A 26,117-nucleotide genomic window follows, 5' to 3' on the forward strand; every position below is an offset into this window, starting at 1 on the left:
GAATAACATGTCTCAAATTATACAATGGTTTCCAGGACATATGGCCAAAGCCTTTCGCCTTATGCGTGAGAATTTAAAGCATGTGGATATTGTTTTTGAATTAGTTGATGCACGTATCCCATTGTCATCTCGTAATCCAGAGTTAGATGATGTACTTGGAGATAAACCTCGATTATTAATCATGACAAAAACGGATTTGGCAGATCCTGAACGGACAAGTATTTGGCGGAGTTATTTTGAATCACAGGGATTAACAGTTGTATCTTTGGATACGCGAGGACATAAAACACCTCAAATTATTACGAAAGCAGCACGTGTTGTACTGGCAGATAAGTGGCAAAATTTGGAAGAAAAGGGTGTTCAAGATAAAGCAATCCGTGCATTAGTAGCAGGAATTCCAAATGTTGGTAAATCAACGTTACTGAATCATTTGGTGACCAAAAATGTTGCAATAACTGGTGATCGCCCTGGTGTCACTAAAAAACTACAATGGTTAAAGACACCAACCAATCTTGAACTGCTGGATACACCAGGTGTTTTATGGCCAAAATTTGTTGATCAACGGGTTGGCCAACATCTAGCCATGACTGGTGCAATAAAAGATCAGTTAATTAATTTGGATGATATTGCTTTGGCGGCATTAAAATTCTTTAGGGACTATAACGCAGAGGCAATTACGACACGTTACCACCTAAATTCATCAATTTGGGAAGAAAAGTCTGATGTAGATATTTTACTTACGATAACTGAAAAATTAGGATTTAAAGATGATTATGATCGAGCATCTGAAAGATTATTGATTGACTTAAGACGTGGTAAATTAGGGCGATATACATTAGAATTACCAAGTGATCATATTGGTGAGGTAGTGGATGACTAAAACAGAGACAATTATTGAAATTAAACGGTTATTATTTCAGCAACCATCTTCTGAAGATATTGCCCGATGGCAAGCTGATGAGCGTATTGGTGTACAAAAGTTGTTGCGTCAATATGAAAAAAAACAAGAAAAAATTTTATTCCAACAAAGAGCGTTTAATAAGCGATTAAATTTTGAAAGAAAAGCATGGCAACAGGGGAAAGTTGTAGCTGGTATCGATGAAGTTGGGAGAGGTCCACTGGCAGGCCCAGTTGTTGCGGCAGCTGTTGTCATTGATGATAGTTTTGATATGACAATCGTTCATGACTCTAAACAACTTTCTGAAAAAACACGCCAATCCATTGATACAGAAATACGTGAAAAAGTTGTGGATTTTGCATTTGGGGTGGTAGATGCAAAAGATATTGATCGATTAAATATTTATGAAGCTTCTAGAGTGGCTATGCGTCAATCTGTAGAAGCCTTGAGTGTTCCAATTGATGGGTTACTTATTGATGCGATGACAGTTGATTTAGAAATCCCACAAGAAAAATTAATTAAAGGTGATGATCGAAGTATCTCGATTGGCGCTGCATCAATTTTGGCTAAAAATTATCGAGATAATTTAATGAAAGATTTTGCACAGCAATTTCCAGGTTATGGATTTGAGCACAATGCAGGGTATGGTACTGCTGAACATTTAGCGGGATTAAATACATTAGGTATTACACCAATTCACCGCAAATCATTTGCGCCAGTCAAAAAATTTTTGAATTAATGAACAAATCACGTTGCCAAGTGTCCTTTTAATAAAGGAGACGTATAATGGCACAACGTGATTTTTTATTATGGTTATTAATGATTCCAGGATTAAGCATAAAAGGACGTTACCGCATTTGGATTTACTTAAAAGAAAATAAATTATCAAAATTATCTTGGCAACAGATATTAACTATTAGTAAAATGCGGCAATCACAGCGAAATGAGGCAACTTACTGGTTTAAAGAAATGAATTGGCAGGTCGAGTGGCATAAATTGCAAGACCAGACGTATATTGCAATTTGTGATGCGGCGTATCCAATAACGTTATCTGAATGTATTGATGCACCTATTTGTTTATTCTATAAAGGCGATTTATCATTATTGGTACAACCATTAGTTGCTATTGTAGGATCTAGGCAAGCCACAGCATATGGTATAAGTGTTTTAAAATCATGGATACCAGGTTTAACTGCGGCAGGACTAACCACAGTTTCGGGGCTGGCAGCAGGGATTGATGAGTTGACGCATCGTGAAACCCTCAAAGCGAATGGTCAAACAATTGCAATTATAGGTACGGGATTTGATTATGCCTATCCAAAACATTGTGAAGATCTTCAAAATACGATTAGTCAGTTAGGGTTATTATTATCTGAATATTTACCGTGGCAAGGACCAAAAAGACATCATTTTCCAGAAAGGAATCGAATTATTTCAGGTTTATGTCAGGTTTGTTTGGTCATTGAGGCTAAAAAAAGGTCTGGATCACTTATTACAGCTATGTTAGCGTTAGAACAGAATCGCACAGTTATGGCATTACCTGGACGGATTGATGGACAATATTCTGTCGGAACAAACGAACTGATTTTAGCTGGTGCGACACCAGTTTTATCGGTTGATCAAATCGTTTTAGAATTTGCAAATTTTTACTGATTTTTGTATGTATCATACAATGAGTATTTGGCAAAGTTTCGTTGTATAGTGTATAGTACAATATTGTTAGGAACTTAGACTAATGAAAATAATAAATTAAACTACAAGAAAAGAGGTGCACGCAAATGGCTTCACAGACTGCTGTTAAAGAAAAAAAGGCGCGTGCGGTGAAATCAACGACGACAAAAACTAAATCTCGAGCGAAGACAAAGGCAAAGCAAAAAAAGAATTTAGTGATTGTTGAATCACCATCAAAAGCAAAAACAATTGAAAAATATCTGGGACGAAACTATAAAGTAGTCGCAAGTATTGGTCATATTCGTGATTTACCTAAGTCAACTATGGGTGTGGATATCGAAAACGATTACCAACCAAAGTACATTAATATACGCGGTAAGGGCGATATTATTAAATCTTTAAAGAAAGAAGCAAAGGCTTCTAAACATGTCTACCTGGCATCCGATCCGGATCGAGAAGGGGAAGCGATTGCTTGGCATTTATCACATATTCTAGATCTTGATGTAGACGCAAGCGATAACCGGGTGGTATTTAATGAAATCACCAAAGATGCAGTGAAAGACGCCTTTAAACATCCTAGAAAAATTAATATGGATCTTGTCGATGCACAACAAGCTCGACGTATCTTAGATCGTTTGGTTGGGTATTCATTATCACCTATTCTATGGAAGAAAGTTAAAAAAGGATTATCTGCAGGTCGTGTACAATCAATAGCTTTAGGGCTTGTTATTAAACGTGAGCAAGAAATTCAGACATTCCAACCAGATGAATATTGGTCATTGGACACAATGTTCAAAAAGGATCGTACAAAATTTAAGGCTGTGTTTTATGGCCTTGATGGTAAAAAGGCAGCTTTACCAGATAATGATGCTGTTCAAGAGGTCTTGAAAAAGCTGGATCGAACAGCACCATTTAATATTACTAATGTTGTTACGAAGGATCGCAAGCGCAATCCACAACCACCTTTTACCACTTCAACAATGCAACAAGCAGCTAATACGCAGTTGAATTTTAAAACTCGTAAAACCATGATGGCAGCCCAACAGCTGTATGAAGGAATTAATTTGGGTGGTAAAAATGGCACGGTTGGGTTAATTACTTATATGCGTACTGATTCGGTTCGATTATCTGATACTGCCAAAACAGAAGCAGCATCATTTATTAATGATGAGTATGGTTCAGAGTATGCGGCTACTAAGCCAGTTGAGGGAAAGCAACAAGAAGGTGCGCAAGATGCGCATGAGGCTATTCGACCAACATCAGTTTTCCGTACGCCATTATCTGTAAAAGATAAATTAACGAATGATCAATTTAAGTTATATCAGTTGATTTGGTCACGATTTGTTGCCAGTCAAATGACACCAGAAATTTTAGCTACGATGGCAGTAACCATTGAACAAAATGGTGTGACTTTCCGTGCTAATGGTTCACAAACTAAGTTTGCTGGATTTACAAAGGCATACCCAGCTGCAAAAAATAAAGATAATAAATTACCTAGCTTGGTAACTGGCGATGCTGTGGATATGGTGTCAATGTCACCTGAGCAGCACTTTACACAGCCACCAGCCCGATACACTGAAGCAACCTTGGTGAGAGCGTTGGAAGAGAATGGTGTTGGACGCCCATCTACATATGCGGCAACGATAGAAACGATTCAACGTCGAGCCTATGTTCGGTTAGACACCAAAAAATTTGTGCCAACTGAACTGGGAGAACTGGTTCAAAATACTGTTCAAGAGTTTTTCCCAGATGTAACCAACATTAAATTTACAGCTCAAGTTGAGACAGACTTAGATAATGTGGAAGCTGGTCAAAAATATTGGGTGAAAGTAGTTGACGATTTCTTTACACCTTTCTCAAAAGAATTAGAGACAGCTGAAAAAGAGATGGAAAAGATTGTCCTAAAGGATGAGCTGGCAGGTTTTGATTGTGATATTTGTGGTGCACCAATGCTTAAGAAATTAGGTAGATATGGCAAGTTTTATGCTTGCTCTCGCTTCCCGGATTGTCGCAATACTAAAACAATTGTTGAAGAGATCGGGCTACTTTGTCCTAAGTGTAAGATGGGGCAAATCGTTGAGCGAAAGACAAAACGTGGTCGCAAGTTTTATGGATGCTCACGTTATCCTGAATGTGACTTTGTCTCATGGGACAAGCCAACGGAAAAAACGTTACCAGATGGTACAACACCTAAAGATGAAACCGATGATAAAGAAAATTCAGTAGAGACATCAAAAACTTCGAAATAGCATTCATATTTAGTGAGGGGTTGAAGTTATGACTGTAAATGAAGCTGAGCGTGCAAAGCAACTTTTTTTAGATTATTTACGTATTGAGAGACAATATTCACTTGAAACACAAAAAGCTTATGAGGGCGATATTGCCGAATTTTTGACATTTTTGTCAGGAACACAAGCTACTAAAAGTATCGTTTTATCAAATATTACGTCATTTGATGTACGTGTATTTTTATCTGAACTTTACGAAAAAGGGGATGGCTCAAGGACAATTGCTCGAAAAGTTAGCTCTTTGCGTAGTTTTTATCGATTTTTAATTAACAATGAAATGGTGGCTGAAAACCCTTTTGTTGGTATTGTTTTAAAAAAGCCAGGACAACATTTACCACGCTATTTTTATCAAAAAGAATTAACGAAAATGTTTGATGTGGTGATGACAGATCAATCCGCACTAGGACTTAGAAATCATTTATTGTTAGAAATGCTTTATGGTACAGGGGCACGAGTATCAGAGATCGCAAATATGACTTTACAGAATGTTGATAGTCATGCACGTGTTGTAACCATTACTGGAAAAGGAAATAAAACACGAATTGTGCCTTTTGGTCGTTATGCGGCCGATGCGTTAGCAAAATATTTGAAAACGGGGCGCCCTGTATTAGCAAGTAAGCAAGCTGATACGTCCAATAAATTATTTTTGAACCAACGCGGTGCACCAGTTACTACGGCAGGTATCGAATATATTTTAAAGCAAATTGGGAAAAAGTCAGGACTGACACAAGAAGTAACTGCGCATATGTTTAGGCACACTTTTGCAACTGACCTTTTAAATAACCAAGCTGATTTGAGAACTGTTCAACAATTATTAGGACATAGTAGTCTAAGTACAACACAAATATATACGCATGTGACGACAGATGCTTTACAAAAGAGTTATCGTAACTTTTTTCCCAGGGCTTCAGAGTAAGCAGATAATAAATTGGTAAAGACCAATTTTATTTGGTATCATTATGGTATTACCTAGTTATTTTGGAGGGGTTATGTCAGTCAAACTTGAAAATGAAAATATAATTGTAAAAATATCAGAAATGGGTGCAGAACTTACAAGTGTTAAGCGACGGGACTCTGGTATGGAATATATGTGGACAGCGGATCCTAATTTTTGGGGTCGACATGCACCAAATCTATTTCCGATTGTTGGTCGTCTGAAAGGAGACCGCTATAAATATCGAGATAAGACGTACTTTATGACACAACATGGTTTTGCCCGTGATAATGAATTCGATTTAGTGGAAAAAACCAGTACAATGGCTAGACTTCGTTTAGTAGATACAGAAGAAACTCAGTCAATTTATCCATTTCATTTTCAGTTTGATATCATTTTTAGATTAACTGATCAAGATATGCTGGGAATTACTTATGTTGTTACGAATACTGATACTCATGATATTTACTTTTCAGTAGGTGGTCACCCAGGTTTCCGTGTACCACTTGAAGCAGGTGATAAATTTACAGATTATTATGTCAATGTCGATCCAAAACGTAAATATGCGCGCTCAAAGCTTGTGGGTCCTTATTTAGACAATAATTTAGATACCACGTTTAATTCAGATATTCCACTTCGTTTACGATATGATGATTACAAAGATGATGCCATTATTTTACGACTAGATGGTAATCCTGTATCCATTATATTGGCTAAATTACGAGAGTCACATGGGATAACGATGCATGTCCAGGATGCCAAGTATTTGGGTATTTGGACGCCATATGGTAAGGATGCACCTTTTGTTTGCTTGGAACCATGGTGGGGAATTGCGGACACTGTTGACGCTGATGGACTAATAAATCATAAATATGCAATCAATAGTTTGGCGCCTGCACAAACATTTACGGGGTCATACTCACTATCATTTTTCTAAAATTATTAAATAAAAAAGCTCTCTCAAAGGCTAGAATGAAAACACATTAAAATGTGTATTTTAATTAACTAGCTTTGAGAGAGTTTTTTATGAGTGTTATGATTTTTTTGATAACCAATAGATGAGTCCAAAGGGTACTTTTGATTCTGTACCATTTAAAATTCGTTTAACATTGCTACGGTGTCGGTAGAATACAAATACGGTTAATACAAGCGCTATAGTTGCTAAAAACCAATCGTGAAGCCAGAATACTGATAGTAGGGTAACGACTGTAAAACCAAGCATTGAGCCAACAGAGACCATACTAGTGAGCAATATTGCTGTTATAAAGGCAATCACAGCGGCGAGGAACATAACTGGACTATAGAGTAATAACACCCCAACAGAAGTAGCAACGGCCTTGCCACCCTTAAATCCAATCCATATAGAGAATGTATGTCCCAAAATGGCACCTAATCCAACCACCATAAACATCCAATGTGGTGCTGATCCCCAGATAGTTGCCATTGAAGCACCTAAGATTCCTTTACATAAATCTAAAATCAAGACCACTACACCAGGAATTGTGCCAAGTGTTCTAAAAGTATTCGTTGTGCCGATATTTCCAGATCCCAACTCCAATATATTCTTTTTGTAAAAAATTTTTCCAATCCAATATCCTGATGGAATTGATCCAAATAAGTAAGCCAACACAAAACTAATAATAAAATGAAAAATCGTCACGACGATATCTCCTTAAATGTATTTTAATAATTGCATGGTTCTATTTTATTAAAGAACGTTATCTATTCTAGCATGTTTCTAAAGTTTGAGACTTTAAATTTTTTTAATAGTATTGCGTCAGAGGTCAGTTTTGAGCTATTATGAAATTTGAAACGCGTTAAAACGCACGTTAAATTATATGAAAGGGAAACGTCCATGACAAAGAAAAATGATTATTCGGATGATTCCATTACAGTTTTAGAAGGGCTCGAAGCAGTTCGTAAACGACCGGGAATGTATATTGGTTCGACAGATGGTAAAGGCCTTCATCACTTAGTGTATGAGATCTTTGATAATGCTGTTGATGAGGCATTGGCCGGATATGGTGATGAAATCAATGTAACCATTCATGAAAACAATGCCATTACAGTGGTAGATCATGGCCGTGGTATGCCTGTGGGGATGCATTCGTCTGGTAAACCAACACCAGAAGTTATTTTGACAGTTTTACACGCTGGTGGAAAATTTGGTCAGGGTGGTTATAAAACATCCGGTGGGTTGCATGGTGTCGGCTCATCAGTCGTTAATGCATTATCTAGTGACTTAGTTGTCACAATTGTACGTGATGGGGTAAAATATCAGGAACATTTTATAAATGGCGGGCATCCTGATGGTACCCTAAAGAAAATCGGTAAAACAAAAGAAACTTCGGGTACTACCGTTACTTTTAAACCAGATTCAAAGATTTTTTCAACAACGATTTATAATTTTAATACGTTAGCTGAAAGGTTACGTGAATCTGCGTTCTTACTTAGAAATGTAAAAATTACCTTGACTGATGAACGACCAGGACAAGAACAAACAGAAACTTATCATTTCCCAGAAGGTATCAAGGCGTTTGTTGATTATCTAAACGAAGATAAGGATACACTAGGCGATATCATGTATTTTGAAGGTATCGCACAAGGGGTCGAAGTTGAAGTATCAGCACAGTATAATGATGGTTTCTCTGAGACAATGATGTCTTTCGTGAATAATGTGCGTACCCCAGATGGTGGGACCCACGAAGCTGGGTTAAGATCAGCATGGACAAAAGCATTTAATGAATATGCCCGACGAGTAAACCTTTTGAAAGAAAAAGATAAGAATCTTGAAGGATCAGATGTTCGTGAAGGATTATCTGCAGTTATTTCTTTACGAATTCCAGAGAATATTCTTCAGTTTGAAGGCCAAACAAAAGAAAAATTGGGGACGCCGGAAGCTAGAACAATTGTTGATAATATCATTACGGAACAGCTTGGTTTCTATCTAATGGAAAATGGTGAATTTTCCCAGAGTTTAATTCGAAAGTCGCTTCGTGCTCGAGAGGCTCGAGAGGCTGCTAGAAAGGCGCGTGATGAAGCCCGATCTGGAAAAAAGAAGGGTAAAAGTGAGCGTTTATTATCTGGAAAATTGACCCCAGCACAATCGAAAAATGCTAATCAAAATGAGCTTTTCCTAGTTGAGGGTGATTCTGCCGGTGGTTCTGCTAAGCAAGGACGAAACCGTAAATTCCAAGCCATTTTACCTTTACGAGGTAAAGTGTTAAATACTGAAAAAGCCAAGTTACAAGATATCATGAAAAATGAAGAGATATCGACGATTATTTATACCATTGGTGCTGGAGTTGGCCCAGAATTTAAAGTAGCTGATGCAAATTATGATAAGATCATTATCATGACAGATGCGGATGATGACGGTGCACATATTCAGACGCTATTACTAACATTCTTTTATAAGTATATGCGTCCATTAATTGATGCTGGTAAAGTATACATTGCCTTACCGCCGTTGTATATGTTACGTAAGGGTAAAGGAAAACAACAAAAAATTGAATATGCGTGGACAGATAGTCAGTTAGCTACGGCAGAAGAAACGATTGGTCGCGGTTATACACTACAACGCTTTAAGGGGCTTGGAGAAATGAATGCCGAGCAACTTTGGGCAACAACAATGGACCCAACGCAACGTACATTAATTCGAGTTAAAATTGATGATGCGATGTTAGCTGAAAAAAGGGTGACAACATTGATGGGTGATAAGGTAGAACCACGTCGTAAATGGATTGAAAGTAACGTAGCCTTTAACTTAGTCGAAGAGGGTGATACCTTGCTTGACGAAGCTGCTCAAGGCGAAGAACTTGATTCACAAAGTAAAGAATTTGTTGCGCCAATTATAGAAAGCTGGCAAGACAAAAAGGAGTAATCTGAATGGTAGAAACTGGAAATATTCAAGAATTAAGTCTAGAAGCGGTAATGGGTGACCGTTTTGGACGATATTCAAAGTACATCATTCAAGAGCGTGCATTACCAGATATTCGTGATGGGTTAAAACCTGTACAGCGTCGTATTTTGTACGCTATGAATAAGGATGGCAATACTTTTGATAAACAATTCCGTAAATCTGCGAAGTCAGTTGGGAATGTTATGGGTAATTTCCACCCACACGGTGATTCTTCAATTTATGAGGCGTTAGTACGAATGTCGCAAGATTGGAAATTGCGTGCACCACTAATTGAAATGCATGGAAACAATGGTTCTATTGATAATGACCCGCCTGCAGCAATGCGTTATACAGAAGCACGTTTATCTAAGCTAGCGGGGGAAATGTTACGTGACCTGGATAAAGAAACTGTTGATATGGTATTGAACTTTGATGATACCGAATATGAACCAACCGTTTTACCAGCTCACTTTCCTAACCTATTAGTAAATGGGGCTACGGGTATTTCGGCCGGATATGCAACAGATATTCCACCGCACAATTTGGGTGAAGTGATTGATGCTTTGATCTATTTATTAGCACATCCTAATGCTAGCTTGGAAGATCTAATGGGCTTTGTTCAAGGACCTGACTTCCCAACTGGCGGTATTATTCAAGGGGTTGACGGTATTAAGTCAGCCTATAAAAATGGTCGTGGACGAATCGTCGTGCGATCAAAAACTGAAATAATAGCCTTAAAGGGTGGTAAATCACAGATTCAAATTAGTGAAATTCCATACGAAGTAAATAAAGCAACCTTGGTTAAAAAAATTGATGAAATTCGTTTGAATAAGGATGTGTCAGGTATTGTTGAAGTACGAGATGAATCTGATCGTGATGGTTTGTCAATTGCCATTGAGTTAAGTAAAGATGCAAATGTTCAAGGAATCTTAGCATATTTGTTAAAGAAGACTGATTTGCAGGTAACTTATAATTTTAATATGGTGGCAATTCACAATTTACGTCCAGAACGAGTTGGGTTAAAGACGGCTTTACAAGCATTTTTAGATCATCAAGTTGAAATTATTACAAAACGAACTGAGTATGATTTACGTAAAGCGAAAGAACGACAACATATAGTTACCGGGTTAATCAAAGCACTTTCAATTCTTGATGAAGTGATTGCAACGATTCGTAGTTCTGAAGATCGTAAAAATGCCAAACAAAATTTGGTTGATAAATATGAGTTTACACTAGAACAGGCTGAAGCAATCGTTACTTTACAATTGTATCGGTTAACGAATACAGATGTGACTCAATTGCAGGCGGAGTTTGAAGAACTTTCCGACAGAATCATGCATTTTAATGCTATTTTGTCTGAACCAAAAGTATTACGTCAAGAATTACGCCAAGAATTTAAGTCAATTAAGAAGGAATATAATTCACCTCGATTAACGACAATCGAGGCAGATGTTCAGGAATTAAAGTACGATTCAACGGTGACAGTAGCCGATGAGGATGTTGCAGTACTCGTTTCAAAAATGGGTTACGTTAAACGGTCCTCATTACGGTCATTTAAGGCTTCAGGGGATGAAAATGGGCTGCGTGATGATGATGAACCGCTATTTATTGAACGTGTAAATACTTTACAACACATGTTTATTTTTACAAATAAAGGTCATGTGATTTACCGACCTATACATGAGTTGCCAGAATTTAAATGGAAAGAACCTGGTGAACATTTATCACAGTCGGTTAGCGGATTTATTTCTGATGAAGAAATTATTCATGTTGAGATTGTGAATGATATAAATTCACTTGAAGGAACTTGGTTGAGTGCAACCAATGATGGTTACATTAAGCAGTTTAATTTTGAAGATTTAACTCCTAGAAGTACGTATAAAAAGCGTAGTACAGTCTATATGAAGTTAAAGGCGGATGATTCATCAATCATTGGTTTGGAGTATCTATCAATTGGTGCAGCAAGTGATCGGACAGTGATTCTAACGACAAAGCATGCTGTTGGATTACGTTACGATGTTACTGAAGTGCCACTTTCTGGTAATCGGACAGCCGGAGTAAAGGCAATGAATCTCGCGGATAGTGATAATATTGTTAACATGTCTACTGCTACAGAAAAACAAGCGTTGGCGATTATTACCCATCGGGGAGCTTTTAAATGGATGCCAGTGAGTGAGATTCCGATTACTAGTCGTGCTCGTAAAGGTGTGGCAATCATGCGTGAGTTAAAGAAAGACTCTCATGAGATTATTGCAACGATCGTCATTGATCAGCAAGCGCCAGCAGCATTGTCAATTTATACTAGTCGAGGCAAAAGATTTGATGTGTCGCCGAAAGATCATGCGTTAAGTCAACGTTATAGTAATGGCAGCTTCATTATTGATACGGATACAGATGGACAGCCAACGACTATCAAATTATATGATGAAACAAAAGTTGAAAATTAATGTTTTCTAGATGTTTCGCAATTAAAAATGGTGTATTATTAGAATAATAAAGAAATAATGAATTGGAGAATTATCTGATGACTAAAACATTGGTTTTTGGACACCAAAATCCTGACACAGACACAATTGCATCTGCTGTTTCTGCAGCATACTTTTTGAATAAAGCATATCAAGTTGAGACTGAAGCTGCTGCATTAGGTACACCTAACGCAGAGACTGAGTACGCATTAAACTATTTTAAAGTAGACGCACCACGTATCATTGAAAAAGCTGATACTGACGAAGTAATTTTGGTTGATCATAATGAAGCAAGTCAATCAGTTGCAAATTTGGCTGATGTGACCGTAGCCGGTGTATATGATCATCATAAAATTAATTTTACTTCTGCTGCGCCATTATGGTTCATTAACAAGCCTCTTGGCTCTGTGGCGACTGTACTTTATTATGAGTACAAAAACGCAGACATTGAGATTCCAGCAAAAATTGCTGGGTTGATGCTTTCAGCGATTATTTCTGATACGCTTTTGCTAAAGAGTCCAACAACGACACCATTAGATAAGCCAGCATTGGAAGATTTGGCAAAGATTGCAGGCTTGGATGACTGTGAAGCCTATGGTTTGGAAATGCTAAAGGCTGGTACAGATTTATCAACTAAGACAGCAAAAGAGCTAATTGATGGCGATGCGAAGTCATTTGAGTTAGCTGGTAAAACTGTTCGTATTGGTCAAGTTAACACCGTTGATGTCAATGATGTCTTTGCTCGCCGTGACGAAATTGTTGCCGCAATTGAAGCAGAATTATCAGATGATGGCTACGATACTTTCGTATTTGTTGTTACCAATATCTTGGATTCAGACTCAGATATTCTTGTACTGGGAGAGGATCAAGAAAAAGTTGCATCAGCATTTGGCGTAAAGTTAGTTGATGGTCGCGCTTCATTACCAGGAGTTGTTTCTCGTAAGAAGCAAGTTGTACCACCACTTACCACTGCGTTTGAAGGATAAAAAAGAATTGCTGGTTAAAACCCTAATAAGGATTTTAACCAGCAATTTTTTGTTTGTAGTAAACTGAACAGTTATTCATAAAAGAGATTATAGACATTTTGTACGCTTAATTCGTCACCAACAAAGTATAGTGTATCGTTTCTCTGTATCTTGGCATATGGTCCAGGAGATAGGGTTAAGCGATTTTCATGTAAAATACCGACCAGTGTTGTCCCGGTTCGATGCCAAAAATTCAATTCACTAACAGTTTGATCAAACATAGGTGAGTCATTAACTAACTGTAATTCATACGGCCTAAACGGATTATGTTTCTTGTAGTATTGTGTTTGTTCAATAAAAGCGTTTAGTGATTGGGTTAATGTCATAAGACCAGCTTTCTGGTCTTCAATTTGTTTGGACAGATCCGTCTGTAAGTTTTGCAGGTTTTGTGCATCACTTTCAGAGTTGATGAATTCTTGGGCCTTATCACGTGAAATGATAATTGCGCCGCTTCCGTGACGAGTCTCAACAATACCTAAATCTTCCAAAATGCTGATTGCACGGCGAGCTGTTTCTGAAGACACACCATAACTAGTTGCAAGGGTAGATCGCGCATGAATTTTTGTGCCTACTTGTAATTGACCATTACTAATCTGTTCAGCAATCCTTAAAGCGATTGTTCGATAGCGAGGTTGCTTAATTGCTGGCATAATATTCTCCTAAAATTAGTCATATAAATAAAGAATACCATATATTTCAGAAAACGGATGTTATTAAAAATTATAAAAAAATAATTGGTACAGCTTTTACTTCGCTGTTTATTATTTAAGTTTTAACATTTTCATGTGATTGGTATAGTTTATATAATTTGACCAAAGTGACAACCTTATGTTTACAATAGAATTGTCACTTAGCGAAAGTAATTGTCTTTCGAGCGAGTAGGAGGAGAAAATATATGTCAAAGGTAAAAATTGAACACCTGACTAAGATTTTCGGAAAGCGTGTTAAGCCAGCATTACAACTGGTTGAACAACATGAATCAAAAACTGAAATCTTAAAAAAGACAGGAGCAACTGTTGGTGTATATGACGCTAACTTATCTGTTGAGGAAGGTGAAATTTTCGTTATCATGGGTCTGTCTGGATCAGGTAAATCAACATTGATTCGATTATTGAATCGATTAATTGAGCCGACATCAGGCAATATTTACATTGATGATGAAGATGTGTCAAAACTAAATAAAGAAAAACTGTTGGATGTGCGACGGAAAAAAATGAGCATGGTCTTCCAAAGTTTTGGATTGTTCCCACATCGTACGATTTTACAAAACACGGAGTATGGACTTGAAGTAAAGGGTGTACCAAAGGCCGAACGACGTGAAAAGGCTGAAAAAGCTTTAGAAAATGCAAATTTGTTGGCTTTCAAGGATCAATACCCAGATCAATTATCTGGAGGAATGCAGCAACGTGTCGGACTAGCTCGTGCGTTAGCTAATGATCCTGAGATTCTACTAATGGATGAGGCCTTCTCAGCCTTAGATCCTTTGATTCGTCGGGATATGCAAGATGAATTGTTGGATTTGCAAGAACAATATCAGAAGACGATTATCTTCATTTCCCACGATTTGAATGAAGCACTTCGTATTGGTGATCGTATTGCGATTATGAAAGATGGGGAAGTCGTTCAAGTGGGTACCGGAGAAGAAATTGTTACACAACCTGCTAACGATTATGTTCGGGCCTTCGTTGAAGATGTGGATCGGTCAAAGGTATTAACGGCTGAAAACATTATGATTACACCTTTCTTTACAAATATTGAGGTCGATGGTCCTAATGTTGCCTTAAAGAAGATGCGTACAGAAGAGGTTTCTGGTTTAATTGCTGTTGATCGTCGCCGTCAGTTCCGCGGTTATATTACTAGTGAGGATGCAATCCGAGCTCGTACGGAAGGACTAAAGCTGGCTGATGTTGCGACACAGATTCCGACTGTTGAACCAGATATGTTAGTAATGGACATTATGCCAATTATTTACGATTCACCAACACCATTAGCTGTTGTGGAAAATGGACGATTGCGTGGTATTTTAATTCGTGGTCGTGTTCTTGAAGCGTTGGCTGAAAATGGTCAGTCAGACGAAGCTGAAGCGGTTGAAGAAGAAATCGAAAAAAATTATGCGAAATCTGAGTCCAATCAAGTAGAGACAAAGGAGGAAGTATAAAATGTTTGTTTTAGCAAATTTATTTCCTAAAATACCTTTAGGCCCTTGGGTTGATTCAGGAATTGATTGGTTAACAGCACATTTGAGTGGCCTCTTTGATGCGATTCAAAAAGGTGGTAACGCCGTCATGGATACGATGACTGGTGCGTTATCAGCAATTCCAGTCTGGTTATTTATTATAGGAATAACCATCTTTGCAATTCTAATGTTTGGTAAAAAGTGGGGAGTCCCATTTTTTACGTTTATTGGGTTAATTATTGTTGAGAATCAGGGCTTGTGGTCTGATTTGATGAGTACGTTTACCTTGGTCATTATTTCTAGTTTGATATCAGTGATTATTGGTGTGCCACTTGGAATTTGGATGGCTAAAAATGAAACGGTTAATAAAATTATTCAGCCAATCCTAGACTTTATGCAAACGATGCCGGCCTTTGTTTATTTGATTCCAGCAGTTGCATTCTTTGGTATTGGTGTTGTTCCAGGTGTGTTTGCGTCTGTTATTTTCGCATTACCACCAACAGTTCGTATGTCAAATCTTGGTATTCGTCAGGTACCAACTGACTTAGTTGAAGCAGCGGATTCTTTTGGATCGACTGGAAAACAGAAGTTGTTTAAGGTTGAATTGCCACTGGCTCAAGGAACTATTTTTTCTGGAATTAATCAAACATTGATGCTAGCTCTTTCAATGGTGGTTATCGCATCTATGATTGGTGCACCAGGATTGGGACGTGGTGTTCTCTCAGCCGTACAAAATGCTGATATTGGTAAAGGGTTTGTTAATGGATTCTCATTAGTTGTATTGGCAATTATTATTGATCGATTTACACAAAAACTTAATCGAACACCAGCAGACAAATCAACACCATCAAAGCACCATTGGAAAGGTTGGACTGCTCTTGCAGTTGCAGTCGCCATGATTGGTGGAGGTGTTGTGACTTCATTAACTTCTGCAAGTTCACAGAAAGAGTCAGTTAAATTAGTTTATGTACAGTGGGATTCAGAAGTTGCATCAAGTAATGTTTTGGCCCAAGCTATGCGTCAACATGGATACCAAGTCGATTTAACACCACTAGATAACTCAATTATGTGGCAGTCAATTGCTAATGGACAAGCAGATGCCTCTGTATCAGCTTGGTTACCAAATACGCATAAGGCACAATATAAGAAGTACAAGAACGATATTGATCTTCTTGGACCTAACTTGAAGGGTGCCACAACTGGATTAGTTGTCCCTAAGTACATGAACGTTGATTCAATTGCTGATTTGAAGAGTGAAGCTGGTAAGAAGGTAACGGCGATTGAACCAGGTGCAGGTGTTACTAAAGGTGCTGAGAAGGCAATTAAGGATTACGGTCTAAATAGTCAAGGATGGCAAGTTACACCGTCATCATCAGGTGCAATGGCAGTTGCCTTAGGTAAAGCGATTAAGGCAAAGCAAGATATTGTTGTTACTGGTTGGGAACCACATTGGATGTTCCAAAAGTACGATTTGAAGTATCTAAAGGATCCAAAGAAATCATTTGGTGGTGCTGAGACTATTAACACAATGACTCGTAAAGATTTGAAGCAAGATAAGCCGGACGCATACAAGGTCTTAAAGAAGTTTAAGTGGACTAAAGAAGATATGGGTAAGGTCATGCTTGATATTCAAAATGGTAAATCAGCAAAGCAAGCCGCAAACACTTGGATTAAGAATAATCAATCAAAGGTTGATTCTTGGTTCAAGTAGGGGAGAAAATATATTATATGTTAACCGAACAGATTGAAGATGCCTGTATTTATTTTATGGTTCTTGTACTAGCGCTTGTTGTTAGTATGACGATTATGGCAGACAAGTCACTATTTGCCCAAATCATGATGACGCTAGGTTCAATTACTGGTACAGTTATGTTGGTAAGACAGTGGCGAAACAATTAATGAGGTTGTGACCATGATGATCAAAAGTCATCATGGTTTTTTTGTGCCTTAAATTTGAATATTTATTGACTTTATTGTGAAATAAGATACAATATATTTGTGAAATAAATAACTTTTTGATGTGTTATTTTACGTATTAACCTATGTATATTGTTTTTACGGTATTTTTATATTGTGAATAATAAATCAATCGATAGTTTATAAGTTAACAATGAATTTTGAAAGGAATTTTTGGTGGCAGAATTATGAAAGTAGCAATTATTGGTAGTACTCATGCAGGGACGTTTTCGGCAATTCAAGTAAAAAAACAACATCCTGATGCCGAAGTAACAGTGTTTGAACAACATTCAACAGTTTCATTTTTATCATGTGGTATTGCACTGTGGTTAGGAAATCATGTATCAGATGAACAACGGATGTTCTATGAAACACCCGCTTCAATGAATGCGCAAGGCATCGAAATGAAAATGCAGCATGAAGTGGTAGCTGTTAATTTAGCTAAAAAGAATATACAGGCTAAAAATCTATTAACTGGAGAATTGCTGTCAGAAACATTTGATAAGATTGTCATTACAACTGGCTCAAAGCCGTTGAAGCCCAATATTAGCGGGATTGATAGCGACCGTATCTACATGGTTAAATCATGGGAAGATGCAAAGGCCATTAAGGCCATTGCTAATGATGTAAAACGTGTAATTGTTATTGGTGCTGGATATATTGGTGCTGAAATTGCAGAACAATTTTCAGTAACGAACAAACAGGTTACATTAATTGATGGTTGTGATCATGTTTTACCCAAAAATTTTAGTCCCGTTATTTCAGAGCGTTTAGAAAAATCATTTAAAGAACACAAAGTTGAACTTGCGCTAAATCAGATGGTTACATCATTTGATGAATTACCTAATGAAGGTATTCGAGTCAATACAGATAAGGGAAGCTATGAGGCGGATATTGCAGTCTTAGGGATTGGTTTTTTGCCAAATACGCAGCTTTTTAATGGTCAAGTTGATATGTTAAAGAATGGTGCAATCATTACTAATGAGTATATGGAGACTAGTGTACCGGATGTATATGCTGCTGGCGATGCAACTACTGTATACTATAATCCAACACAGTCTTATGATTATTTGCCACTTGCAACAAACGCAATTCGACAGGGAATGTTGGTTGGCCAAAATATAGATGGTCATCAATTAGCATATACAGGTACACAGGGTACTTCAGCTGTTGAATTATATGGCTTTGCCCTGTCGGCAACTGGCATGACTAAGGCAACAGCTGAACACCATGGTTTGGAAGTTGAGGAAACAATCCATGAAGAAAACTATCGACCTGATTTTATGTTGTCAACAACGCCAGTACTATCAACTTTAACTTGGGAAAAACAAACTCATCGAATTGTGGGTGCAGCATTTATATCAAAACATGATATTTCGCAAGCAGCAAATGTTGTATCGTTGGCAATTCAAAATAATATGACGATTGATGATTTAGCAATGGCTGATTTCTTTTTTCAACCTAATTTTACTCAGCCCGTCAATTTTGTTGGTGCAACGGCTTTAAAGGCGATTGATGAAATGAAAAATTAAATTGATGTTTATAAAACTGTTGACTAAAAAATTAGAATCGTCTAATATATTTGACGTACACAAAATATTTTTGAAACAAATTGATCAGGAAAGTACATCATCGTCCGATGTTTAGAGAGCTGCAATTGGCTGAAATGCAGTCTGAGGGAGATAATGGAAAATGGCCTGTGATTGGGTTTTATAAATGGCAAGTCCATGAGTAAGACACGGGTTGGTCTTCGTTATTAGACACACGTATAGGCATTGCATCATATCGCACCCTGCTTGCACGTTCGGAGTTTTTATTGAGCAATCATTAGAAAAAAATAGAATGGTAACACGATTTGTCGTTTCTAGGTATATCCTGGAAACGACTTTTTTTATGGAGGAAGATATGTATATTGGGAAAGTACGTACTGTATCAGCAATAGTTGGCGCACTAGGCGTTTCTATTTTGATGATAAACACGGCTAGTCAATCAGTTTCTGCAAATAGTCAAGAGAAGACAGTAACTGTTGGTCTTGTGGGTGATTCTGACAGACAACTTTGGGAATATGTAAAAAAGGATGCAGCAAAAAAATATCATATTAATGTAAAGCTAAAGGTATTTACTGATTATGTAAAACCAAATCAGGCGCTAGTTGATAAGTCAATTGATTTAAATGCAATGCAAACAATTAATTATTTCAAAGAACAAAATAAACATTTAGGTAATAAATTGGTGTCAATTGGTAAAACTTATGTTACACCGATACGAATTTATTCTGAAAAATATAAGAGTTTGGCTGATTTACCGAAAAATGCAACAATTGTGGTTCCAAATGATGGTTCCAACGAAAAAAGAGCATTAGACGTATTAGAAGCAGCAAAACTAATAAAATATGATCATTCTAAAAAAATACCGGGTGTTGAGGATATTACCACCAATAAAAAGCACTTTAAGATTAAAGAAGTTAATTCTGAACAAACAGCATCAGCGTTGAAAGGTGTTGATGCTGGCGTGGTTAACACAAATTATGCACTGGATGCAAAACTCGATATCAACAAAGCGCTCTACACAGAACCAATTAATAAAGCGAATAAGGGTTACATCAATATAATTGTTTCCCGTAAGGATAATCAGCACAAAAAAATATATCGTGAAGTTGTTAAAGCCTATCAAACGGACAAAACAAAAGCTCACATGAAGGATCTATATGGTTCTGCTGAGAAGGCAGCTTGGGATATTAAACTAAAATAAGGAGAAAAGATAATGGCAGAAGAGACAGCAATTTTTGCAGGTGGATGTTTTTGGTGTATGGTTGAACCCTTTGAAACGCTGCCAGGTATTTTAAAGGTTCGTTCTGGATATACTGGTGGTTTTTTGGAAAATCCAACTTATGAACAAGTGAAGGCTCATGAAACGGGGCACACTGAAGCGGTAAAAGTTTGGTTTGATAACAACGTTGTTACATACCAGGATCTTGTTGAACTATATTGGCAAACAGCTGATCCCACAGATGCTATGGGGCAGTTTCAAGATCGTGGTGATAATTATCGACCAGTAATTTTTGTGAATTCTGATGAACAAGAGGAGATTGCTAATAAGTCTAAAGCATTATTGGCAGCATCTGGTATATTTGGTGATGATGCAATTGTGACACAAATTGAAAAAGCTGACATTTTTTGGGATGCTGAGGATGAACATCAACAGTTTTATAAGAAGCATGCAGATATTTATGCTGATGAGAAGCAAGAACGTGATGCGTACAAGGCAAAATTTTGGGGCACTCACACGAAATAATGAGTTAATAGGCAAACCTTGCAGAATTCGTTATACTAGTAGTTAGCGATTTTACGAAGGAGTAGCTATCAACATGGCATATCGTTTTTTTGTTAATCCAACTGCGGGCAATGGCATTGCTGAGAAGAAATGGCGAAATTTACAAATTTATTTAGATGAGCAGGCAATCGCTTATAGTGTGTTTTTTTCTAAAACATCAGGGGCTATTGAAGAACAAATGGGTCAGTTGAATCAAGATCAATCACAGTTTGTGATTATTGGTGGGGATGGAACGCTGCATGAAGCTATTAATGGTTTGATGAAAAATAGAGCACAAGGGATACAAAGACCACTTGCATATATTTCAGCAGGTTCGGGTAATGATTTTGCTAGGAGCCATCATTTAGCGGGCGATCCTATTACCGCATTTAAACGTATTCATCAGCAAATAAATAATCAAGATGTGACTTTATTAGATGTTGGTGAATACACCAATGAGTCCACTGGCATGGTTCGTTATTTTGTAAATAACATTGGTATTGGGATTGATGCAACTACAGTGGCTTTTGCAAACCAATCAAAAATCAAGCGTTGGTTGAATAAATATCATTTAGGTGGCCTGAGTTATTTTTTAGCGATTTTTCAGAGCCTTACTAAGCAAGATGCTTTTGATGTTGTATTTACTCTAAAAGATCAGCAGAAAAACTTTCATACGGAGAAAGCTTTTTTGATAACTGTATCTAATCAGCCATATTTTGGTGGGGGAATCAAGATACTGCCCGATGCGAGTTCAGTGGATGGCATGTTTGATATTATTTTAGTTGATCGGCCTAAAAATTTAGGCCGTTTAATTTGGTTGATTGGTGCCTTACTACGAGGGAATCACTATCAATATTCTGAGGTGCATCATTTTAAATCTTCACAGATTGGACTACAGTCTGAAAAGGATGAGTATAGTCATTTGGATGGTGAAGTTGTACCTGCTAGAAAAAATAGTTTGCGTTTAACTTCGAAGAAATATCCGTTTTATATATGAAATAAGGCCTCGCCTAACTTTTGACTATGACAGTCAGTGTTAGGCGAGGCCTTATTTTATTTTTTAAATCATGATAAACATCGGTAAGATTAGTGGCCGACGCTTCGTTTGCTCAAATAGGAATCGTTGTAATTGTGAGACAACGGCATTTCGAATAATATGTTCGTTAGCAGTTGGCTCATGCATTGCAGAGAGGATAGCGTGGAAGATAACCTTACGCCCCTCATTTATTAAATCTTCAGATTCACGCATATAGATGAATCCACGTGATAAGATGTCCGGTCCGGCAGTAATTTCTTTATTCTTTAAATCAATTGTTGCAACGACGACAACTAAGCCATCTTCAGATAACATCTGTCGGTCACGTAACACAGCTGTACCAACATCACCAATACCATTACCATCGACGTAAGTATCTTGTGCTGGAATATGTCCAGCCACTCTGGCTTCATCTGGAGAGACTGCGAGAACATCACCATTGTCTAAAACAAAAGTATTTTCTTCAGGGATACCAATATCATGGCCAAGTCCTTCGTGAACTTTTAACATTCTATACTCACCGTGGATGGGCATAAAGAATTTTGGCTTCATGAGTGAAAGCATCAACTTTTGCTCTTCTTGACCCCCGTGACCAGAAGCGTGGATGTTATTAATTTTACCATGAATAACATTCGCACCAGCTTCTTCTAGTTCGTTGATAACACGGTTAACAGATTGTGTATTACCAGGAATTGGAGAACTAGAAAAGATGACGGTGTCATTTGGTTGGATAGAAATCTGTCGATGCGTACCATTAGCGATACGTGCTAGAGCAGCCATTGGCTCACCTTGAGAACCAGTAGACATAATGAGTACTTCTTCTGGTGGTAAGCGATTGATTTCATGGGCATCTACTAGCATGTCTTCTGGAATATCCAGGTAGCCAAGAGCTAGGCCATTGGTTACAGCACTTTCCATTGAACGACCAAAAATAGCAATTTTACGACCGTGTTCAATAGCAGCTTTTGTTGCCATTTGAATTCTTGACATATTTGATGCAAAAGTTGCAAAGATAATTCGACCATCAATTTCATTAAACAATTTGTCAATTGTTTTACCAACCCAACGTTCAGATTTTGAGAATTCTGGACGCTCGGCGTTGGTTGAGTCAGACATCAATAATAAAACACCTTCTGAACCAATACGTGCCATTTTCTGTAAATTAGGCGGCTGTTTTGTTGTTGGTGTCAGGTCAAATTTAAAATCACCTGTTTCAACAATGGTTCCAGAAGGAGTATGAACAGCTACACCAAATGTATCAGGAATTGAGTGGGTTGTGCGGAAAAATTCAACACTCATTTTGTCGAATTTTAGGACAGTATCTTCATTAATCTCATGAAGTTCCGTACTATTTAAAAGACCATGCTCATCTAATTTATTTTTGATTAGGGCGATTGCTAGTGGTCCAGCATATACGGGTACATTGACAGCATTCAAAAAGAAATGAATGGCGCCAATGTGATCTTCGTGCCCATGAGTGATAACGAGTGCTTTGATTTTATCTTTGTTTTCTTTTAGATAGGTATAATCAGGGATAACGTAATCAATTCCTAGGAGATCGTCCTCTGGAAATTTGACACCAGCATCGACGACGATGATTTCATCGCCATATTCAATACCATACGTGTTTTTCCCGATTTCACCTAATCCACCCAAAGCATAAACCGCTGTTTCATCGGGCCGAATAGTTAAATCAGTTGTCATATATTAAAACTCCGTCAACTTAAAGTCTGGACCTTGTTGCTCGTAGGCAAGGGCCTTTTCTGATAATTGTTCGATATGCTCGACGTTATAGTCAGTATTTGATTCAACAGCCAAACGAGCAGCTGGTAAATCTTGTGCATCTAAATATAGAGAATGTGTGTTTTCACGTTCAGGACTTTGAAAATTATTTGGTTGATAGTAAACTTTAAAAATCATAGTAATAAAGTATCTCCTTATTTTTTATTCCGATTATTCGTATACAGTTAGTTTAGCAGAAAAAGGCATTGTCTGCTACTAAGGCAAAATTTCCTATTTACAAAAATATACATAAGATACATAATCCGTACGTTTTAACTCAGTTTCTTTAAATACTGAGTTTCAGATACTTAATAAATCGTTTTTTACTTTGAATTCAGGTACACTAAATATAGTAATGATTAATAATTAAAATAATATATAATTTTTTGAGAGGAGCCTATAATGTGGATTCTATGGATGCTGGTAGTTATAATAAGTATTATTATCGCAGTCACAATTTATCGACGCTATGGTCGCCGACTAACAGAACGACAAATTATTGCATCTCAGCAAGTAGTGAACAAAGGTTTAACGTATGCATTGAGTGATTTGGGTGATGCACTGTACTTAGTTCCTGAACGACGTATTTCCTCTACTTTGGTCGCAAACATTTGGGGGCATGAAGTGATGGCTTTTGAATTTGTGTTACCCGTATCGGATATGCAGGAAGTTGTTGTGGTAAGGCAGGCAGTTAATAATGCACTAAAAGAATATGCAGAAAAAAATAATTTAAAGAGTGCATCTGAGACAGACATGGCTTTATTGGTAACAGATGTTTGGTATGATACACGAGTTTCAGAATTACATATTGATATTGCGCATATTGTTAATCAGGAAACTGCTGCGTATATAAGAGATTTAAGGAAATTAAATCAACCCGTTTAGAATTTGGTATACTAAAATTAACTTAAAAAAATAGGAGATTCTGAAGATGTATTTGATGAATGAAATTGTACGTGATGGTGATAAGGTTTTGCGTGAGCGTGCTGCTAAGGTTGAATTTCCTTTGTCTGATGAAGTGAAAGAAGCTTCAAAGAATATGATGGAGTATCTTGTGGTCAGCCAGGATGAAAAAGAAAATGAAAAATATGGATTACGCCCAGGCGTTGGCTTGGCAGCTCCACAAGTAGGTATTTCACAACAGTTTACGTCAATCTTAATTCCATCAGATGACGTAGAAGAATTACAAGATAAAAAAACAACGGATAGTGATTACTTCTTCAAAGGGACAATTTATAATCCAGTAATTACTCGCCAATCTGTTAAAAAGGGTGCCTTATCAATGGGGGAAGGTTGTTTATCAGTTGATAATGATTTGCCTGGGTATGTCGCACGTTCATATCGAATCACTGTAAAGTTCCAAGATGAGAATGGAGATAAACAAGAATTACGTTTGGAAGGGTACCCAGCAATTGTCTTTCAACATGAAATCGATCATTTACATGGTACGTTATATTATGATCACATTAATAAAACTGAACCATGGGCAGAGACAGAAAATACGCGTTACTTAGGGTGATGAATATGTCAAATTCTGATAAAAATTTCACCTATCCAATTTTACCTGGCTGGGAAAAAGAAGACATTATTACGGCAAGTAATCTGTATTCAGCAGTGGCCAATGCTTATGAAGTTGGAATTGAACGGGATACACTTCTAAATGCCTACAATGCATTTAAGCTAGTTGTTCCTAGTAAAAGTGAAGAAAAACAAATTGGACGTGAATTTGAAAGAACCTCTGGCTATAGTATCTACAAGACTATAAAATTAGCTCATCAGACAACTAGTCATCGTCTCAAAATGGAGGACTAGCTTTTATGGATCAGACACAACTACAAAAGATGGATGAAACGGTGCTGGATTGGCTAGATGATATTAGTCACCTTGTCATGAAACGAGTTCAGCAAAGAATGCAGATTGAGACAAAATCAAGTCATCGTGATTTAGTAACCAATGTTGATCGAGAAGTCGAACAGTACTATGTACAGCATATACGAACGTTTGATCCTGAAGCTCAAATTTTAGGTGAAGAAGGTTTTGGGGATGCTGTAAAGTCAACAGAAGGTCGTATTTGGTATGTTGATCCAATCGATGGCACAATGAATTTTGTAAAGCAACAAGATGAGTTTGCGACAATGGTGGCCGTTTATGAAGATGGTGAGCCGGTGATGGCATGGATCATGGACATTACCAAACACGATGTGGTCCACGGAGGTCCTGATTTTGGTGTCTTTCATAATGATGAACCGCTTCATGCGCCAACAGATACGGCACTAAAAGATGGATTGATTATTTTATCAGGTGCACGGTTGTTATATGAAGAAAAGGGATTTACAGAGCTAGCAAAATCAGCACTTGGTTATCGTGTGTATGGATCAGCAGGAATTTCATATTTACATGTATTGACAGGGAAAGCGGTTGCATATCTTAGCCGTATGCGTCCGTGGGACTTTGCTGCTGGTGTTGCACTTGCAAAATCTTTGGGCTTGAAGGTTGGAACGATTGACGAACACCCTTTGAATATGTTAGTATCAGGTTCAGTACTTGTGGCAACAGAGAAAACATTTGATGATATCAAGTTAATTCAAAAGGAATGGACTTAGATTTATTAGGTTTGTTTTTCGATTGTTACACCGATTACAGAAAAAAGTGACGTATGCGTCAAGGAGAATA

At 37.4% G+C, this 26,117-nt stretch carries 24 protein-coding genes; 20 read left to right on the top strand and 4 right to left on the bottom strand.

Features of this window, described 5'->3' with window-relative positions; all coding sequences use genetic code 11:
• The first annotated feature begins 7 nt into the window (after nucleotides 1-7).
• From ylqF to HMPREF0877_RS00175, 6 genes are all read left to right on the top strand, one after another.
• Nucleotides 8-880 carry a ribosome biogenesis GTPase YlqF gene (gene ylqF, locus HMPREF0877_RS00150; RefSeq protein WP_002827000.1) on the top strand — a complete coding sequence of 291 codons (873 nt, stop codon included), beginning with the start codon at nucleotides 8-10 and terminating at the stop codon, nucleotides 878-880.
• Complete coding sequence (locus HMPREF0877_RS00155) at nucleotides 873-1,637, top strand: ribonuclease HII (RefSeq protein WP_002827001.1); 765 nt, start codon at nucleotides 873-875, stop codon at nucleotides 1,635-1,637. The genes ylqF and HMPREF0877_RS00155 overlap by 8 nt, the downstream gene beginning before the upstream one ends.
• 47 nt (nucleotides 1,638-1,684) lie before the next feature.
• Nucleotides 1,685-2,551, top strand: a complete 867-nt coding sequence (gene dprA / locus HMPREF0877_RS00160) for a DNA-processing protein DprA (protein ID WP_002827002.1) — start codon at nucleotides 1,685-1,687, stop codon at nucleotides 2,549-2,551.
• Nucleotides 2,552-2,676: 125 nt separating this feature from the next.
• The gene (gene topA, locus HMPREF0877_RS00165; RefSeq protein WP_002827003.1) at nucleotides 2,677-4,818 is read left to right on the top strand and encodes a type I DNA topoisomerase; all 2,142 of its coding nucleotides are present in this window, start codon (nucleotides 2,677-2,679) and stop codon (nucleotides 4,816-4,818) included.
• A 28-nt stretch (nucleotides 4,819-4,846) separates the two neighbouring features.
• On the top strand, nucleotides 4,847-5,773 hold the full coding sequence (xerC, locus tag HMPREF0877_RS00170) for a tyrosine recombinase XerC (protein ID WP_002827004.1): 927 nt from the start codon (nucleotides 4,847-4,849) through the stop codon (nucleotides 5,771-5,773).
• 73 nt (nucleotides 5,774-5,846) lie between these two features.
• Nucleotides 5,847-6,728 carry an aldose 1-epimerase family protein gene (locus HMPREF0877_RS00175; protein WP_040760045.1) on the top strand — a complete coding sequence of 294 codons (882 nt, stop codon included), beginning with the start codon at nucleotides 5,847-5,849 and terminating at the stop codon, nucleotides 6,726-6,728.
• Nucleotides 6,729-6,824: 96 nt separating this feature from the next.
• Here HMPREF0877_RS00175 and plsY read toward each other — a convergent pair whose 3' ends face one another.
• Nucleotides 6,825-7,451, bottom strand: coding sequence for a glycerol-3-phosphate 1-O-acyltransferase PlsY (gene plsY, locus HMPREF0877_RS00180; RefSeq protein WP_002827007.1), 627 nt, complete (start codon nucleotides 7,449-7,451; stop codon nucleotides 6,825-6,827).
• Between the two features lie 195 nt (nucleotides 7,452-7,646).
• Between plsY and parE the strand changes: the two genes are divergently transcribed.
• The 3 genes from parE (at nucleotide 7,647) to HMPREF0877_RS00195 (ending at nucleotide 13,143) form a co-directional block, all read left to right on the top strand.
• Entirely contained in the window at nucleotides 7,647-9,674 is a 2,028-nt protein-coding gene (gene parE / locus HMPREF0877_RS00185) for a DNA topoisomerase IV subunit B (RefSeq protein ID WP_002827008.1), read from the top strand.
• A gap of 5 nt (nucleotides 9,675-9,679) precedes the next feature.
• Complete coding sequence (parC, locus tag HMPREF0877_RS00190; protein ID WP_002827009.1) at nucleotides 9,680-12,139, top strand: DNA topoisomerase IV subunit A; 2,460 nt, start codon at nucleotides 9,680-9,682, stop codon at nucleotides 12,137-12,139.
• A 77-nt stretch (nucleotides 12,140-12,216) separates the two neighbouring features.
• Nucleotides 12,217-13,143, top strand: a complete 927-nt coding sequence (locus tag HMPREF0877_RS00195; RefSeq protein WP_002827011.1) for a manganese-dependent inorganic pyrophosphatase — start codon at nucleotides 12,217-12,219, stop codon at nucleotides 13,141-13,143.
• Nucleotides 13,144-13,214: 71 nt separating this feature from the next.
• Here HMPREF0877_RS00195 and HMPREF0877_RS00200 read toward each other — a convergent pair whose 3' ends face one another.
• On the bottom strand, nucleotides 13,215-13,832 hold the full coding sequence (locus tag HMPREF0877_RS00200) for a GntR family transcriptional regulator (RefSeq protein ID WP_002827013.1): 618 nt from the start codon (nucleotides 13,830-13,832) through the stop codon (nucleotides 13,215-13,217).
• A gap of 245 nt (nucleotides 13,833-14,077) precedes the next feature.
• On the opposite strand from HMPREF0877_RS00200, the gene HMPREF0877_RS00205 reads away from it, so the two are divergent.
• From HMPREF0877_RS00205 to HMPREF0877_RS00235, 7 genes are all read left to right on the top strand, one after another.
• The gene (locus HMPREF0877_RS00205; RefSeq protein ID WP_002827014.1) at nucleotides 14,078-15,340 is read left to right on the top strand and encodes a quaternary amine ABC transporter ATP-binding protein; all 1,263 of its coding nucleotides are present in this window, start codon (nucleotides 14,078-14,080) and stop codon (nucleotides 15,338-15,340) included.
• Between the two features lies 1 nt (nucleotide 15,341).
• Nucleotides 15,342-17,069, top strand: coding sequence for an ABC transporter permease/substrate binding protein (locus HMPREF0877_RS00210; RefSeq protein ID WP_002827016.1), 1,728 nt, complete (start codon nucleotides 15,342-15,344; stop codon nucleotides 17,067-17,069).
• A gap of 17 nt (nucleotides 17,070-17,086) precedes the next feature.
• The gene (locus HMPREF0877_RS10220; RefSeq protein ID WP_164223358.1) at nucleotides 17,087-17,257 is read left to right on the top strand and encodes a hypothetical protein; all 171 of its coding nucleotides are present in this window, start codon (nucleotides 17,087-17,089) and stop codon (nucleotides 17,255-17,257) included.
• Nucleotides 17,258-17,502: 245 nt separating this feature from the next.
• The gene (locus HMPREF0877_RS00220; protein ID WP_002827018.1) at nucleotides 17,503-18,846 is read left to right on the top strand and encodes an FAD-dependent oxidoreductase; all 1,344 of its coding nucleotides are present in this window, start codon (nucleotides 17,503-17,505) and stop codon (nucleotides 18,844-18,846) included.
• Nucleotides 18,847-19,219: 373 nt separating this feature from the next.
• Nucleotides 19,220-20,065, top strand: a complete 846-nt coding sequence (locus tag HMPREF0877_RS00225; protein WP_040760047.1) for a MetQ/NlpA family ABC transporter substrate-binding protein — start codon at nucleotides 19,220-19,222, stop codon at nucleotides 20,063-20,065.
• A 12-nt stretch (nucleotides 20,066-20,077) separates the two neighbouring features.
• The gene (gene msrA, locus HMPREF0877_RS00230; protein ID WP_002827020.1) at nucleotides 20,078-20,608 is read left to right on the top strand and encodes a peptide-methionine (S)-S-oxide reductase MsrA; all 531 of its coding nucleotides are present in this window, start codon (nucleotides 20,078-20,080) and stop codon (nucleotides 20,606-20,608) included.
• 73 nt (nucleotides 20,609-20,681) lie between these two features.
• On the top strand, nucleotides 20,682-21,623 hold the full coding sequence (locus HMPREF0877_RS00235; protein WP_002827021.1) for a diacylglycerol/lipid kinase family protein: 942 nt from the start codon (nucleotides 20,682-20,684) through the stop codon (nucleotides 21,621-21,623).
• A 63-nt stretch (nucleotides 21,624-21,686) separates the two neighbouring features.
• On the opposite strand, the gene rnjA is transcribed toward HMPREF0877_RS00235, so the two are convergent.
• The gene (rnjA, locus tag HMPREF0877_RS00240; protein ID WP_002827022.1) at nucleotides 21,687-23,366 is read right to left on the bottom strand and encodes a ribonuclease J1; all 1,680 of its coding nucleotides are present in this window, start codon (nucleotides 23,364-23,366) and stop codon (nucleotides 21,687-21,689) included.
• Nucleotides 23,367-23,369: 3 nt separating this feature from the next.
• Nucleotides 23,370-23,582, bottom strand: a complete 213-nt coding sequence (locus HMPREF0877_RS00245; RefSeq protein WP_002827023.1) for a DNA-directed RNA polymerase subunit epsilon — start codon at nucleotides 23,580-23,582, stop codon at nucleotides 23,370-23,372.
• A gap of 264 nt (nucleotides 23,583-23,846) precedes the next feature.
• On the opposite strand from HMPREF0877_RS00245, the gene HMPREF0877_RS00250 reads away from it, so the two are divergent.
• Genes HMPREF0877_RS00250 through HMPREF0877_RS00265 form a run of 4 tightly spaced genes read left to right on the top strand, consistent with a single transcriptional unit; the run spans nucleotide 23,847 to nucleotide 26,047 of the window.
• Nucleotides 23,847-24,329 (top strand): hypothetical protein, encoded by a 483-nt coding sequence (locus HMPREF0877_RS00250; protein ID WP_002827024.1) that lies wholly within the window; start codon nucleotides 23,847-23,849, stop codon nucleotides 24,327-24,329.
• Between the two features lie 46 nt (nucleotides 24,330-24,375).
• Complete coding sequence (gene def / locus HMPREF0877_RS00255) at nucleotides 24,376-24,963, top strand: peptide deformylase (protein ID WP_002827026.1); 588 nt, start codon at nucleotides 24,376-24,378, stop codon at nucleotides 24,961-24,963.
• Nucleotides 24,963-25,256, top strand: coding sequence for a UPF0223 family protein (locus tag HMPREF0877_RS00260; RefSeq protein ID WP_002827028.1), 294 nt, complete (start codon nucleotides 24,963-24,965; stop codon nucleotides 25,254-25,256). Before def ends, HMPREF0877_RS00260 begins: the two co-directional genes overlap by 1 nt.
• 5 nt (nucleotides 25,257-25,261) lie before the next feature.
• Nucleotides 25,262-26,047: an inositol monophosphatase family protein gene (locus HMPREF0877_RS00265; protein ID WP_002827029.1), complete on the top strand. Its 786-nt coding sequence runs from the start codon at nucleotides 25,262-25,264 to the stop codon at nucleotides 26,045-26,047.
• Nucleotides 26,048-26,117: the final 70 nt, after the last annotated feature.

Source organism: Weissella paramesenteroides ATCC 33313 (assembly GCF_000160575.1).
GTDB lineage: Bacteria > Bacillota > Bacilli > Lactobacillales > Lactobacillaceae > Weissella > Weissella paramesenteroides.

Bases quoted from the DNA above. Each gene is read 5' to 3' on its own strand.
- ylqF (WP_002827000.1), top strand. From the start codon at position 8: ATGTCTCAAATTATACAATGGTTTCCAGGACATATGGCCAAAGCCTTT.
- HMPREF0877_RS00155 (WP_002827001.1), top strand. From the start codon at position 873: ATGACTAAAACAGAGACAATTATTGAAATTAAACGGTTATTATTTCAG.
- dprA (WP_002827002.1), top strand. From the start codon at position 1,685: ATGGCACAACGTGATTTTTTATTATGGTTATTAATGATTCCAGGATTA.
- topA (WP_002827003.1), top strand. From the start codon at position 2,677: ATGGCTTCACAGACTGCTGTTAAAGAAAAAAAGGCGCGTGCGGTGAAA.
- xerC (WP_002827004.1), top strand. From the start codon at position 4,847: ATGACTGTAAATGAAGCTGAGCGTGCAAAGCAACTTTTTTTAGATTAT.
- HMPREF0877_RS00175 (WP_040760045.1), top strand. From the start codon at position 5,847: ATGTCAGTCAAACTTGAAAATGAAAATATAATTGTAAAAATATCAGAA.
- parE (WP_002827008.1), top strand. From the start codon at position 7,647: ATGACAAAGAAAAATGATTATTCGGATGATTCCATTACAGTTTTAGAA.
- parC (WP_002827009.1), top strand. From the start codon at position 9,680: ATGGTAGAAACTGGAAATATTCAAGAATTAAGTCTAGAAGCGGTAATG.
- HMPREF0877_RS00195 (WP_002827011.1), top strand. From the start codon at position 12,217: ATGACTAAAACATTGGTTTTTGGACACCAAAATCCTGACACAGACACA.
- HMPREF0877_RS00200 (WP_002827013.1), bottom strand. From the start codon at position 13,832: ATGCCAGCAATTAAGCAACCTCGCTATCGAACAATCGCTTTAAGGATT.
- HMPREF0877_RS00205 (WP_002827014.1), top strand. From the start codon at position 14,078: ATGTCAAAGGTAAAAATTGAACACCTGACTAAGATTTTCGGAAAGCGT.
- HMPREF0877_RS00210 (WP_002827016.1), top strand. From the start codon at position 15,342: ATGTTTGTTTTAGCAAATTTATTTCCTAAAATACCTTTAGGCCCTTGG.
- HMPREF0877_RS10220 (WP_164223358.1), top strand. From the start codon at position 17,087: ATGTTAACCGAACAGATTGAAGATGCCTGTATTTATTTTATGGTTCTT.
- HMPREF0877_RS00220 (WP_002827018.1), top strand. From the start codon at position 17,503: ATGAAAGTAGCAATTATTGGTAGTACTCATGCAGGGACGTTTTCGGCA.
- HMPREF0877_RS00225 (WP_040760047.1), top strand. From the start codon at position 19,220: ATGTATATTGGGAAAGTACGTACTGTATCAGCAATAGTTGGCGCACTA.
- msrA (WP_002827020.1), top strand. From the start codon at position 20,078: ATGGCAGAAGAGACAGCAATTTTTGCAGGTGGATGTTTTTGGTGTATG.
- HMPREF0877_RS00235 (WP_002827021.1), top strand. From the start codon at position 20,682: ATGGCATATCGTTTTTTTGTTAATCCAACTGCGGGCAATGGCATTGCT.
- rnjA (WP_002827022.1), bottom strand. From the start codon at position 23,366: ATGACAACTGATTTAACTATTCGGCCCGATGAAACAGCGGTTTATGCT.
- HMPREF0877_RS00245 (WP_002827023.1), bottom strand. From the start codon at position 23,582: ATGATTTTTAAAGTTTACTATCAACCAAATAATTTTCAAAGTCCTGAA.
- HMPREF0877_RS00250 (WP_002827024.1), top strand. From the start codon at position 23,847: ATGTGGATTCTATGGATGCTGGTAGTTATAATAAGTATTATTATCGCA.
- def (WP_002827026.1), top strand. From the start codon at position 24,376: ATGTATTTGATGAATGAAATTGTACGTGATGGTGATAAGGTTTTGCGT.
- HMPREF0877_RS00260 (WP_002827028.1), top strand. From the start codon at position 24,963: ATGAATATGTCAAATTCTGATAAAAATTTCACCTATCCAATTTTACCT.
- HMPREF0877_RS00265 (WP_002827029.1), top strand. From the start codon at position 25,262: ATGGATCAGACACAACTACAAAAGATGGATGAAACGGTGCTGGATTGG.